The sequence below is a fragment of the Sphingomonas sp. LH128 genome (assembly GCF_000293195.2).
GTDB classification, from domain to species: domain Bacteria; phylum Pseudomonadota; class Alphaproteobacteria; order Sphingomonadales; family Sphingomonadaceae; genus Novosphingobium; species Novosphingobium resinovorum_A.
Window position 1 is genome coordinate 17,322 of sequence record NZ_ALVC01000201.1, and the last position, 12,529, is coordinate 29,850.

Annotated in this window: 12 protein-coding genes; 10 read left to right on the forward strand and 2 right to left on the reverse strand. The window is 66.5% G+C overall.

Annotation, left to right across the window (positions count from 1 at the left end):
• Positions 1–16 precede the first annotated feature (16 nt).
• On the reverse strand, positions 17–727 hold the full coding sequence (locus LH128_RS16430; RefSeq protein WP_008830787.1) for a TetR/AcrR family transcriptional regulator: 711 nt from the start codon (positions 725–727) through the stop codon (positions 17–19).
• A gap of 251 nt (positions 728–978) precedes the next feature.
• Here LH128_RS16430 and LH128_RS16435 point away from each other — a divergent pair, with 251 nt between their 5' ends.
• Entirely contained in the window at positions 979–3,309 is a 2,331-nt protein-coding gene (locus LH128_RS16435; RefSeq protein WP_008830788.1) for a TonB-dependent receptor, read from the forward strand.
• Between the two features lie 215 nt (positions 3,310–3,524).
• Here the strand turns inward: LH128_RS16435 and LH128_RS16440 are convergent, their stop codons facing one another.
• Positions 3,525–5,012, reverse strand: coding sequence for a tetratricopeptide repeat protein (locus LH128_RS16440; RefSeq protein WP_008830789.1), 1,488 nt, complete (start codon positions 5,010–5,012; stop codon positions 3,525–3,527).
• Between the two features lie 20 nt (positions 5,013–5,032).
• On the opposite strand from LH128_RS16440, the gene LH128_RS16445 reads away from it, so the two are divergent.
• From LH128_RS16445 to LH128_RS16485, 9 genes are all read left to right on the forward strand, one after another.
• A complete protein-coding gene (locus LH128_RS16445) occupies positions 5,033–5,350 on the forward strand; it encodes a putative quinol monooxygenase (protein WP_008830790.1) in 318 nt (105 codons plus the stop codon).
• Positions 5,347–6,126, forward strand: coding sequence for an SDR family NAD(P)-dependent oxidoreductase (locus LH128_RS16450; RefSeq protein ID WP_008830791.1), 780 nt, complete (start codon positions 5,347–5,349; stop codon positions 6,124–6,126). The genes LH128_RS16445 and LH128_RS16450 overlap by 4 nt, the downstream gene beginning before the upstream one ends.
• Positions 6,123–6,884 (forward strand): SDR family NAD(P)-dependent oxidoreductase, encoded by a 762-nt coding sequence (locus LH128_RS16455; RefSeq protein WP_008830792.1) that lies wholly within the window; start codon positions 6,123–6,125, stop codon positions 6,882–6,884. The genes LH128_RS16450 and LH128_RS16455 overlap by 4 nt, the downstream gene beginning before the upstream one ends.
• A 23-nt stretch (positions 6,885–6,907) precedes the next feature.
• A complete protein-coding gene (locus LH128_RS16460; RefSeq protein WP_008830793.1) occupies positions 6,908–7,366 on the forward strand; it encodes a cupin domain-containing protein in 459 nt (152 codons plus the stop codon).
• Entirely contained in the window at positions 7,363–8,673 is a 1,311-nt protein-coding gene (locus tag LH128_RS16465; protein ID WP_008830794.1) for a M24 family metallopeptidase, read from the forward strand. The genes LH128_RS16460 and LH128_RS16465 overlap by 4 nt, the downstream gene beginning before the upstream one ends.
• Before the next feature lie 31 nt (positions 8,674–8,704).
• Positions 8,705–9,709, forward strand: coding sequence for a thiamine pyrophosphate-dependent dehydrogenase E1 component subunit alpha (locus LH128_RS16470; RefSeq protein WP_008830795.1), 1,005 nt, complete (start codon positions 8,705–8,707; stop codon positions 9,707–9,709).
• Positions 9,710–9,724: 15 nt separating this feature from the next.
• Positions 9,725–10,717, forward strand: coding sequence for an alpha-ketoacid dehydrogenase subunit beta (locus tag LH128_RS16475; RefSeq protein WP_008830796.1), 993 nt, complete (start codon positions 9,725–9,727; stop codon positions 10,715–10,717).
• A gap of 9 nt (positions 10,718–10,726) precedes the next feature.
• Entirely contained in the window at positions 10,727–10,969 is a 243-nt protein-coding gene (locus LH128_RS16480) for a biotin/lipoyl-containing protein (RefSeq protein ID WP_008830797.1), read from the forward strand.
• Positions 10,970–11,045: 76 nt separating this feature from the next.
• On the forward strand, positions 11,046–12,529 hold a 1,484-nt coding region (locus LH128_RS16485), incomplete at its 3' end, for an outer membrane protein assembly factor BamB family protein (protein ID WP_008830798.1).

Here is a 12,529-nt window from a genome sequence, read left to right on the forward strand (position 1 = left end):
CTTCTCCCGCTTGTGATTATTCCTTGGTCGAGGCGCGCTTGAGGCGGGTGATCTTCTTCTGGATCGCTGCCAGCTTGCGCATGTAGGTCTCGCGAATGTCGCCGGTCAGCAGCAGCGCCGCGCTCTGCAGGAAGCAGGCGTGCAGTTCGGCGCGGCACTGGTCGCCCGCGCACTGGCCCAGCGCCCAGCGGCGGTAGACCACGAATTCGTGCATGACGTGGGTGTCCACCAGCGTCGGTAGGTCGAGATCATCGCGCACGTGGCCTTTGGCGCGCTGCAGGTCCAGCCACCCCGAGAAGCGAGTGTGCGCCACCGAGGTCAGTTCCCGCACTTCCAGTTCGCGCGGTTCGGGCGCGAAGACGAAGTCGATCACCACCCGGGCGTAGAGACTGTCGCGCTCAAGCTCGCTGACCATCCAGTCGAGTTCGCGGAACACCACCTCCAGCGTGTAAGTCGCACCGCGCCGGGCGATGTGTTCGCGCACCTCGACCATGCGATCGACGACGGTGGCGCTGATGACGCCGTCCTTGTCGCCGAACAGGCGGTAGAGCGTGCGCTGGGCCACCCCGGCGTCTTCGGACAATCGCCGGATGGTCAGCGCCGCGACTCCGCCTTCGCCGAGGATGCGGTGCGCGGTGTCGACGATGCGCGCACGCCGCTCGGTCATCGCCGGGCTGGTGTAGCGGCGGCGAATCACCGGCGGTTTTTTCGCGATCGCGTCTTGCATCGCAGCAATGCCCCCCGGCGTGGTGGTTATCTTTTCATTACCGCGAGAAACGTGAACTTCGCCGCTCTCCAAGACAATCCCCTTCGCTCCATCACCGCTGCACTGCGGTAAAACAAATCATACATGAATGTTTTTTATGTCTTAACAAAAATGATCATCTGTACTCATTTATGCCTGTCCGGCGAAAAAGTCGGCACGTGATTCGAACTGCCCATGACCAGACGAAGGCAGTCGGTTCGGAGGGGAAGAACATGATCGGCAAACGACACCTGAATTGCGTCTTCACGACTTTCGCCACGGGGCTTCTGGCGAGCGTCAGCACCACTGCGATGGCACAAAGCACACCGGCTTCCGCGCCGCCGCAGGCCGATCCGCCGCCGCAGCAGGGCGGACTGGAGGACATCGTCGTCACCGCGCGGCGCATCTCGGAATCGCTGCAGGATACGCCGGTGGCGGTGTCCGCGTTCACCGAGACGGCGATCCAGAACAAGTTCGCCACCGACATCCGCGCGCTTGCGGGCGACGTGCCCAACGTGGTCATCACCAACGTCCCGGGCTTCAACGCCGCCTCGATCGGTATTCGCGGCCAGTCCACCGGCGACATCATCCTGACCTTCGAGCCCGCCGTCGGCGTGGTGGTGGACGACTTCGTCCTCGCCCACGTCCAGACCCAGTTGTTCGACCTGTTCGACGTGGAGCGCATCGAAGTCCTACGCGGCCCGCAGGGCACGCTGTTTGGCAAGAACACCGTGGGCGGCGTCGTCAACGTCATTACCAAGAAGCCCGAACCCGGCTTCAGCGGCGAAGTGCGGCTCGGCTATTCCAGCTTCAACACCAAGGACGTCAAGGCCGCGATCAATATCCCGCTGGCCGAGAACCTCTATTTCCGCGCGGCCGGCTCGTTCCAGGAAAGCGACGGCTACTACCGCCTGACCAAGAACAACGACGTCGACGGCTTCGAGGGCGTACCCGGACGCGGCCAGCGCTGGGGCGGATCGCGCTACTTCAGCGCCCGCGCCAAGCTCCTGTGGGAGCCGACCGACGACACCAACATCCTGCTCACCTACGAACTGCTGCGCGATCGCGGCGACAGCCCGCCCTCGGTCAACGAGACGCCTCCGGGTTTCCTGATCGACGTGGTCGGCTTCCCCGGCATCCAGACGACCGGGCAAAGCCCCTACAAGACCGGCACCACACTGTGCGAAGGTTCGGCCACCGCGCCGACTTGCGTAGGCACGCTCGATGGTCACCGCGTCGATGTGGACGGCGTCTACTTGCGCGGCGAGCATTCGGTCGATGACGTCGGCACGATCACCGTCGTCGGCGGCTGGCGGCGGGTGCAGTCCAAGCTGCCTTCCGACTATACGGGCGAGAACGCCTACTTGTTCGTCTCCACGCGTGAGGACGTGCGCAAGCAGTACAGCCTCGAGGCACGGTTCAGCTCCGACTTCTCGGACGTCCTGAAGTTCACCGTGGGCGGCATGTACTGGGGGCAGAAGCTGGACGCCAATGCTACCAGCTTCCTCGGCTTCCTGCGCTTCCTGGGCGACCCCACCGCGCTGACCGACCCGAACCAGTCCACCGCGAACTACAAGGTCGACAGCTACGCCGTGTTCGGTGAGGCGGAGTACAAGGTCGCCGACCCGTTCTCGGTCTTCGTCGGTGCACGCTACACCAAGGAGAGCAAGGACTTTGCGGTGCGTCCGCAGGTTCGCCGCTCGACCATCGCGACGGGGTTCTGGCCCGAGTACAGCGACAGCGCGAAGTTCTCCAAGCCGACGATGCGCGCAGGCTATCGCTGGGAGATCGCGCCGGGGATCAACAACTACTTCACCTACAGCCAGGGCTACAAGTCGGGCGGCTACAACGAGCAGGCGATGTCCGCTACGTCGGCGCTGCCGTTCCGTGAGGAGACTGCCGACAGCTTCGAACTGGGCTTCAAGACCGAGACGGCCGATCGCAAGCTGCGCGTCAACATCGCGGCGTTCTATGTGAAGTACAACGATCTGCAGCGCGACGCGGTGGTCCCCTTCGTCGATCCTATCACAGGCCTGCCGGGGCAGGAGACGCGGACGACCAATGCTGGCAAGGCCCACGTAAAGGGCATCGAACTCGAAATCTCCGCCGCACCGGTGGTGGGCCTGACGATGGGCGCTTCGGTCGGCTGGCAGAAGGCGGAGTACGACGAGTTCAGCACTGACGTGAACGGTGACGGCATCAACGACGATGCTTCCTTCCTCAAGCTGCGCAATGCGCCCAAGTGGACGGCCAGCGGGAACGTGCATTACGAGTTCCCGCCGACCGACTGGGGCGTCGTCTCGCTCAACGCCGACGTCAACTATCAGGCACAGTACGAATCCACGACGCTCAACGCCGACTATTCGCAAGGTCAGGCGCGCACGCTGGTGGGGGCGAGCATCGGCTGGACCGACCCCGACGAGCGCTTCCGCGTCGCGGTGTTCGGTCGCAACCTGCTGGACAAGGTCTACCGCGTCTCGGCCAACTCGGTCGCGGGGCTGTTCAACTTCACCAACTACGCCCCGCCGAGGAGCTTCGGCGTTGAAGGCTCGGTGAAGTTCTGACGATGGTGGCGGCGCTCTCCTCACGGGCAGGTGCGGGCCTGCGCCGAGCCGGCCTTCCCCTGCGGTTTCGTGCGCCGCAGGGGAAGGTTAGCCTGCTCTCGCTTCGTGATGATGACGCCCCCCCATGCCGTCGTTGCGAGCGGAGCGAAGCAATCCAGGGCGGTTTGCGAGGCGCTGGATCGCTTCGCTCCGCTCGCAATGACGAAGATGGGGCTTCAGAGCAGCCTGTGCGCGCGGCCGACGCCCTTGGGGACGAGGTCGAAGGCGAAGCTGATGCGTTCCTTGTCGCCGCCGAAGGGCAGGGTGGCATGCCAGAGATACGAGGGGAACAGGATCATCCGGCCCGCTCGGGGCTGGTAGGTGACGGGCGTGCCGCCGCCGCCCAGTTCCTCCGGCAGCAGGCCGATCGCGAAGGCACCGTCCTCACCCGCGAACTCGGGGTAGTAGACGCCCGAGAGCCAGTTGGGTGCATGGATATGCGGGCCGACTTCGCCGCCGGGGCGCAGGATCGTGCCCCAAAGGGTCAGGCTCCACTCCTCGGGCAACGCGTGGAGCAGGGAGTGGTCGGCGGGCTCCTCGGCAAGGCGTGCATGGGCACTGGCGAGATGATCGCGGGCGATCCGTGCAAGGGCGCCGATCGCCGGGCTCCGCGCATCGACGAGGTCGGCGCTCTGGCGTCCCTGGCGGGTCACGAGGCCCTCCGGCTCGAACGTCAGCGAGGGGTGAGCACGCAGTTCCTCCACCAGCGCGGCGTTGAACGTCGCGAGGTCTTCGAAGCCCGGCGCGGCGTCGATGTCATGCACGGTGACGAAGCGGTCGAGCGCCATGATCCGTTCGCGATCGCCGGTCCAGCCGAGCTTCTCGAAGGCGGCGAGGGCCAGCGCCACCGGCGTGGTGACGCTCGGCTGCGTGGCGACGAGTTTACCGCAGACGCCCAGCGCATCGCGCTCCTGCCCGGCGCGGATCATCGCGCGGACCAGATTGATGCCGAGCGCATGGTTGGGCTGCGCCGGATCGAAGGCGCGGCGCAGCACATTCACCGCACCTGTGTAATCGCCGGCCCGCTCGCGCATGAGGCCAAGCTGGTTTGCCGCGCGCGGGTTGCGGGGCTGCACGCGCAGGACTTGTCCGACGAGGCTTTCCGCCTCGCCCCCCTGACCGCAGGCGGCGAGCGCATCGACAAGGTTCAGCGCCGTGTCGAGGTGCCCGGGCCGCAGTTCCAGCGAGCGCCGGTAACGGCTCACCGCCTCGCCGTGCCGTCCGAGCCGCGCCAGCGCGACCCCCGTATTGTTGAGCGCATCGGCGCTGTCTCCGGCCTGCGTCAGCATCTCCAGCGCCTCGTCGTATCGCTCCGCCGCGATCAGGCAGGAGCCGAGATTCGCCAGCGTTGCGGCATGTCCGGGGCGCAGTTCCAGCGCGGCGGCGAAAGCCTGCAGCGCCTCCTCGTAAGCGCCTGCGTTCTTGAGCGCGACGCCCAGGTTCTGCCGGCGTCCGGCATCACGCGGATCGGCGGCGCAGGCATCGCCGAAGGCGCGCACCGCATCTTCCATGCGCCCGGTACGCTGGGCGACGATCCCTGCCAAAGTCAGCGCGTCGGCATCCCCCGGCTTCGCGGACAGCAGGCGGTCCACCAACGGCCGGGCCGCCACCGGGTCCGGCCCCTGCGCGACGCGCGCCGCTTCGGCCAGCATTTCCCCCCACATGACGAAAGGTCCTCTCCGATATGATTGGTGTCATCATGCATGTCCGCACGAAGCCGGACAAGACGCAGCGCTTCATCGAACTGACCACGCAACTGCAGAAGGACGTGCGCGCCAACGAGGCCGATACGCTGCTGTTCCAGGTCATGCAATCGCGCGAGGACCCGAACGCCTTCGGCTTCACCGAGATATTCACCGACATCGCCGCCAAGGAAGCGCATGCGAACCGGCCCTACCACGTCGCCATGTCGGCGGAGGGCTACGCCTGCCTCGACGGCGACCCCGACATCCGCGTCTTCGACCTTCTGGGTGAAGCCGCCAAGGCAGGAGCCCACGCATGACCGGTTCGCTTGAAGGACGCATCGCCCTCGTCACCGGCTGCACCGGCGGCATCGGCAGTGAGATATCGCGCCAGCTGGCCGAGGCAGGTGCGACGGTCATCGGCGCCGACCTCCCCGCCGAGGCAGGGGGCTGGCAGGGCGATTCCTATCTCTCGCTCGACGTGACCGACGAGGTGTCCTGGCAGTCGGCGATCGGCGCGGTGGAGGCGCAGTACGGGCGGCTCGACGTGCTGGTCCATGTCGCGGGCATTGTCGTCGTCGAGAAGATGGAGAACACCACCATCGAGCAGTGGCGCAAACAGATGGCGGTCAACGTCGATGGCCCGTTCCTCGGCACCAAGGTGGCGGCGCAGCTGCTCCGGCGATCGGGCGAGAGCCTGCCGCACGGCGCCTCGGTGGTGGTGATTTCCTCAGTCGCGGGCAAGATCGGATCGCCGCTCCATGTCGGCTACTGCACCTCCAAGGGCGCCGTGACGCTGTTCGTGAAGGCCTGCGCGATGGAGTTCTCCGCGCTCGGCTACAAGGTGCGGGTCAATTCGGTGCATCCCAGCGGCGTGAAGACCGGCATGGTCGAGCACATCCTCCAGCGCATCGTCGACAACGGTTTCGCCGCCAGCGTCGAGGAAGCCGCGGCCGGGCTCGCCCCCGCGCATCCGATCGGGCGCATGGCCGATCCCATCGACGTCGCGAAGACCGTGCGCTTCCTCGCCTCCGATGAGGCCGGGTACATGCACGGCTCTGAACTGATCGTCGACGGCGGGTTCACCGCGCAATGAGCGGGCTCAGCGGAAAAGTCGCCGTGGTGACGGGCGGCACCAGCGGCATCGGCGCCGCCGTCGCCAAGCTGCTGACCGAGGCGGGCGCAAAGGTCGCGGTGCTGTCCGAAGTGCCGCAGGCCGATCTCGACAAGGCGGTGGCAAGCGGCACTCTCGCCCACGCGGCGCAAGTGGACATCGCCGATGCCGCTGCCGTCGCGGCGGCGGTGCAGGGCATCGAGGCGGCGCTCGGCCCGGTCACCCTGCTGGTCAACAACGCGGCGATCTGGGCGCCCAACCCGGTGCCCGAAAGCCCGCTCGCGCTGTTCGATCGGCACATCGACGTCAATCTCAAGGGCAGCTTCTACGTTACCCAGGCGGTGCTGCCCGCGATGATCGAGGCAGGCGGCGGGGCCATCGTGTTCATCGGCTCGGTCAGCGGTACGGCGGGCCGCGCGGGCGACAGCGCTTACAGTGCGTCGAAGGCGGGCGTCGCCATGCTGGCGCGCACGCTGGCGGCGGAGCTTGGCCCGAAACGCATCCGCATCAACTGCGTCTGCCCCGGCGCGGTGGCGACGCCGCTGACCGCGAACTTGCGCACGCCCGAGGGCGAGCAGGCCATCGCCGCGCTGATGGACGGCCATCCCAGCCCGCGCCGCCAATTCTTCATGGACCCCGAGCAGATCGCCCACCTCGTCTGCTTCCTGCTCGATGACAAGTCGAGCGCGCTGCACGGCGCGGTCATCCCCGCCGACGAAGGCCTTACCGCAACGATGTAATTCCCAACGAGAGGACAAGAACCATGACCGTTCAGCACGATGCCGGAAAACTCGGCGACCTCATCGTCAACATCAACGACTGCCACGAAGTCGCGCTCGGCACCGGCACCACGATCCGGCTGCTGCGCTACAGCGAGGAAACCGGCGACTGGGTCCTGTGGGTCCACATGGAGCCCGGCGCGACCTTCGCCCCGCACTGGCACCTCGGCCACGGGCAGTATTTCGTCACCAAGGGCGAGCTGATCTACGACGTCGGCTCCGCGCCTGCGGGGACTTACGGCTACGAACCGATCGGCTCGCGCCACAACGAGGCGCGCTGCGACGAGGTGACCGAATATCTCTTCATGGGCCACGGCGCCGTCGCCTTCCTCGACGATGCGGGCGAGATCCGATTCATCCTCAACCACGAATTCCTGCGCGACGTGGCCAAGGGCGAGGTCGTCTCCAACGTCGCCAACGAGGGGCTGGAGGAAGCGGCATGACCGCAAGATCGACCAACGCATCCAATCCCCGCGCCGACCGGCTGCGCGCGATGATGGCGGCGGAGGGGCTCGACGCGGTCGTGCTCAGCCATCCGCATGATGTTCGCTATGCGGTCGGCTATCACTCGATCCTGGAGCGCTGGCAGCAGATGGAGCCGATGGCCGCGGCCATCGTCTACGCTGACCCGGCCAAGCCGCTGACACTGGTGATCCCGGAGGCGAACCTCGGCCTCGTCGCGGTGCTGAACAAGGACGGCGATGCCTGCACCTTTGGCGAGGTGCGGACGTTCGACATGCTCAACTTCTGCGAGGTCAGCCGCTACATCGACCCCGACCGCAACGGCGGCCAACTGGCCGAGGACGCCGCCGGGATGATGGGCGCGATCAGGGGCAGTTGCCAGCCCGACATCGCCGCCGCCATTGCTTCGGGCCTTGCCGATCACGGCATGGTGGGCAAGGCGATCGGCTTCGACGAGCACCGCGTTTCCGCGCGGATCGCGGCCGCCGTGCCGCATGCGTACTCGGACGTGCTCGACTTCATGATGCGCGTGCGGGTGGTGAAGACCCCCGGCGAACTGGCGCGCTACCGCAAGCTGGGCAAGCTGGCCGACCGGATCATCGCCCACGCCGGATCGTTGCTCCACGAAGGCGCCGACTGGAACGACGTACAGGCGCGCATCTGCGATTTCATGGTCCGCAACGAAGTAATCCCGGTGGACGAAGGCGCGATGCTGTTCGGCGGCGCTTACGAGGCGGACGAGTTCATTCCCGACCTGTTCCGCACGCGCGGCAACCGGGCCTTGCGCGATGGCGACATCGTGATCCTGGAAACGCAGGGCATCCACGACGGCTTCTGGGTGGACATCAACCGCACCGCCGTCGTCGGCAAGGCCAGCCCCGAATACCGCCGTCAGCACGACATTCTACGCGATGCCTTCCTCAAGATGGTCGATCACCTGCGGCCCGGCGTCTCCACCGCCAGCCTGCCCGCGATCGGCTACGAGCATCTCAAGGCCAATGGCGTCGCCACGCCCGAGAAGCTGCTGGTGGTCGCCCACGGCATCGGCCTGATGCCGCTGGAGATCCCGCTGCCCTTCCCGGCGGCGGGGCTGGCCGGGGTCAAGCAGGGCTTCGTGATGGAGGAGGGGATGCTGATCTCGCTCGACAGCCTCTACTTCGGCGCGAAGCTGGGGCCGTGCCACATGGAGAACGTCTACGCGATCACCGCCGGCGCTCCCGAACCGATGTATGCGGCCCCGCTCGAACTGTTCGAGGCGGTGACGCCCGAGCCTGCGAACGCAGCATGACCCCCCGATTTGCGCACACAAGGAGAGAGCGATGACCGCCATCGGCGACAACGACCGCAGGCTTGAGAAGTACCGCCGGATGCAGCGCATCCGCCAGTTCGAGACTAAGGCCGAAGCCATCCATGCTGCAGGCGAGATCCCCGGCGCGCTGCACACATATGCGGGGATGGAAGCTTCCGGCGTCGGCGCCTGCATGGCTCTGCGCGACGACGACTACATGGTCGGCACGCACCGCAGCCACGGTCACCCGATCGCCAAGGGATCGATGCTGCGCCCGCTGATGGCCGAGCTGCTCGGCAAGGCGACGGGCGTGTGCAAGGGCAAGGGCGGCTCGATGCACTTGTCCGATTTCGCGATGGGCAGCCTGGGCGAGACCAGCATCGTCGGCTCCGGCGGCCCGGTTGCCGCAGGTGCAGCATTGGGTGCGAAGCTGCAGGGGCTGGACCGTGTGGCGCTGTGCTTCTTCGGCGACGGCGCGTCCAGCGAAGGGGCGATCCATGAAGGCATGAACCTGGCCGCCGTGTGGAAGCTGCCCGCGATCTTCGTGTGCGAGAACAACCGCTTCGGCATGTCCACGCCGACCTCTGCTGCAGTTGCGGGCGTCAATGTCGCGGACCGCGCGCATGGCTACGGCATTCCCGGCGTCATCGTCGACGGGCAGGACGTGGACGCCGTCGAGGAGGCGGTGCGCGAGGCGGTCGATCGTGCCCGCGCGGGCAAGGGGCCGACGCTGATCGAGACCAAGACCTATCGCTATCGCGACCACGCGGTGAACATGGGCCGCGACCTCACCCCGCGCGGGCCGGAGCATGACGACTGGGTCGCACGCGATCCGATCACGCTCTACCGCGCGCGCCTGCTCGCCGATGGCGTGGCCGAGGGCGATCTCGACGCCATCGATGCGGCCATCGCCGAGGAAGTGACGGACTCGCTGAACTTCGCGCGCGAGAGCGCATACCCGGCCTTCGAGGAGGCCTTCGACCACGTCTTCGTCGATCGCCTGCCGATCCCCGACGACGTTCTGGCGCACGCCTGAGAAGGAACCGCAACCATGGCCAAGATCACTTTCCTCGAAGCCATCCAGCAGGCCCAGGCCGAAGAGCTGGAGCGCGACGCCCGTGTCTTCATGATGGGCGAGGACATTCGCTGCAACGTCTTCGGCACCACCACCGGCTTCGTCGAGCGTTTCGGCGAGGAGCGCATCCGCGACACGCCGATCTCCGAGAACGGCTTCATCGGCGCGGCAGGCGGCGCGGCGATGGTGGGGATGCGGCCCATCGTCGATGCGACGCTGTCCTCGTTCCTCTATCCGGCGATGGACCAGATCTGCTCGATCATCGCCAAGTCCCGCTACATCTACGGCGGGCAGGCGAATCTGCCGCTCGTGCTGCGCTCCTGCATGTTCTACGGCAACTCCAATGCTGCGCAGCATTCGGACCGGCCCTACCCGATGTTCATGAATATGCCGGGCCTCAAGATCATCTGCCCCTCCGATGCCGCCGACATGAAGGGCCTGCTCAAGTCCGCGATCCGCGACGACGATCCGGTGATGAGTTTCGAGGACGGCACCTGCTGGATGAACAAGGCCGAAGTGCCCGACGATGCCGACTTCCTGATCCCCATCGGCAAGGGCGACATCAAGCGCGAAGGCACCGACATCACCGTCGTCGCCATCGCCGGCGGGGTCAACGTCGCGCTGAAAGCGGCGAAGCAACTGGCGGGCGAGGGCATCTCGCTGGAAGTGATCGACCCGCGCACGCTGGTCCCGCTCGACCGCGATCTGATCCTGCGCTCGGTGCGCAAGACCGGCCGCGCGATCTGCGTCGATCCCGCGAACAGGACCTGCAGCGCCGCCAGTGAGATCGCCGCCACCATCGTCGAGGAGGCGTTCGAGGCCCTGCGCGCGCCGGTGGTTCGGATCACGACTCCCGATACGCACTTGCCGTTCAGTCCGCTCATCGAAAAGCCGCTCTATCCCTCGGTGGAGCGCATCGTGAGTGCCGCCAGGCGCCTCGTAGGTGCCGCCGAGTTCCAGTCAGCCTGAGGAGCGAACATGGCCGAATTCACGATGGTCCTGCCGCAATACGGCATGGGGATGCAGGACGGCGAGATCGTCCGCTGGCTCAAGCAGCCGGGCGACGCGGTCGAGGAAGGCGAGAATCTCGTCGAGGTGGAAGCCGCGAAAACCACGGTGGAAGTGCCATCCCCTGTCTCCGGCACGCTGCTCCGCATCATCGCCGGAGAAGGTGAAACGATCGACGTGCGCGAACCGATCGCGGTGATCGAGACGGGGTGATCCACGTCCGAAAGGCGATCAACGGCACCGGGCAAGGCCCGGGATAACGCAGACGTTCCGGGAGAGGACGCGAGGGATGAAGGACGGGAAGGAAGGCCGCTGGCTGTGCTGGTCGGCTGGGGCGGTGTTGTTCGCCATCGGGGCGGTGCTGGCCGTGGGCGGGATAAAACTGCTGACGCTGGGCGGATCGGCCTACTATCTGGCTGCCGGGGTGGCCTGCGCGGTGTCGGGCGTGCTGCTCGGGAGGGGCGACCGGCGAGGGCTCTGGCTTTACGCGGCGATGCTACTGGCCACGCTGATCTGGGCCTTCTGGGAGGTTGGGGCGCAGTTCTGGCAACTCCTGCCGCGCCTTGCGGGGCCGACCGTGATCGGCGCTGTCCTCGCCCTGCCGTGGATGCGCCGCCGACTGACCGCCGCTTCGGATGCCGGTACGCGTTGGGGGCTGGGCTCGGTCGTGCTGGTCGCGGCACTGGGGCTTCTGGGGGCGTTTCTAACGGTTCCCGTCTTCGATATCTCTGCTAGTCGAGTTGCCGCTTTTGCTCCGGCAAGCCCGGCCAGCGCGGAGTGGACCGATTACGGCGCGAACCTGTCCGGCACCCGCCATTCCCCAGCTGCACAGATCACCCCGGCCAACGCTGCGAAGCTGGAAAAGGCGTGGTCGTTCGAGACGGGCGACACCAAGGCGAAACGACCGGAGATCAAGTCCATTTCCTTCATGGCGACGCCGTTGATGGTGGACGACAAGGTCTATTTCTGTTCGCCTACCGGCAAGGTCTTCGCGCTGGATGCGGACACCGGCAGGCAAATCTGGCTGCGCGACCCCCGCACTAACATCGGCAATGCGCAGATGCTCAACTGCCGCGGCGTATCCTACCACGCCGCCCCCGCTGGCACAGGATCATGCGCCAAACGGATCATCAGCATGACTGTGGACGGACGCCTGCTTGCCAGCGACGCCGGCACGGGTGCGCCTTGCGCCGATTTCGGCAAGGATGGCTCCGTGAACCTCGACGAAGGGCTCGGCCAGGTCGATCCCTTGCGGTCCTACTCGTCCTCGCCCCCCGTCATCGTCGGCGACGTTGCGGTGCTGGGCTCTTATGTACGCGACAACTACACCAAGGACGATCCATCGGGCGTGGTGCGGGCCTACGACGTGAAGAGCGGGCGGCTGCTCTGGGCATGGGACAGCGGACGGCCCGACGATGCCCCGATGCCCGGCCCCGGCGAAAGCTGGACGCGTGGTTCGGTCAACGCCTGGAGCGTGTTCAGCGCCGATCCCGCGCTGGGGCTGGTCTACCTGCCGACAGGGAACGCCACGCCCGATCATGTCGGTACGCACCGTTCACCGATGCTGGAGCGCTACGCCAGTTCCATCGTCGCGCTCGACGTCAGGACGGGACGGATGCGCTGGCATTTCCAGACGGTACACCACGACATCTGGGATTATGACATGCCCGCGCAGCCGGTGCTGTTCGACTACACCGTCGGTCGCCGCAAGATACCCGCGCTTGCCGCACCGACCAAGCGGGGCGAGATCTTCATCCTCGACCGCGCCACCGG

Coding starts and splice junctions, on each gene's coding strand:
- LH128_RS16460 (WP_008830793.1), top strand. CDS start 6,908: ATGACCGTTCAGCACGATGCCGGAAAACTCGGCGACCTCATCGTCAAC.
- LH128_RS16455 (WP_008830792.1), top strand. CDS start 6,123: ATGAGCGGGCTCAGCGGAAAAGTCGCCGTGGTGACGGGCGGCACCAGC.
- LH128_RS16480 (WP_008830797.1), top strand. CDS start 10,727: ATGGCCGAATTCACGATGGTCCTGCCGCAATACGGCATGGGGATGCAG.
- LH128_RS16440 (WP_008830789.1), bottom strand. CDS start 5,012: ATGTGGGGGGAAATGCTGGCCGAAGCGGCGCGCGTCGCGCAGGGGCCG.
- LH128_RS16445 (WP_008830790.1), top strand. CDS start 5,033: ATGATTGGTGTCATCATGCATGTCCGCACGAAGCCGGACAAGACGCAG.
- LH128_RS16435 (WP_008830788.1), top strand. CDS start 979: ATGATCGGCAAACGACACCTGAATTGCGTCTTCACGACTTTCGCCACG.
- LH128_RS16470 (WP_008830795.1), top strand. CDS start 8,705: ATGACCGCCATCGGCGACAACGACCGCAGGCTTGAGAAGTACCGCCGG.
- LH128_RS16450 (WP_008830791.1), top strand. CDS start 5,347: ATGACCGGTTCGCTTGAAGGACGCATCGCCCTCGTCACCGGCTGCACC.
- LH128_RS16465 (WP_008830794.1), top strand. CDS start 7,363: ATGACCGCAAGATCGACCAACGCATCCAATCCCCGCGCCGACCGGCTG.
- LH128_RS16475 (WP_008830796.1), top strand. CDS start 9,725: ATGGCCAAGATCACTTTCCTCGAAGCCATCCAGCAGGCCCAGGCCGAA.
- LH128_RS16430 (WP_008830787.1), bottom strand. CDS start 727: ATGCAAGACGCGATCGCGAAAAAACCGCCGGTGATTCGCCGCCGCTAC.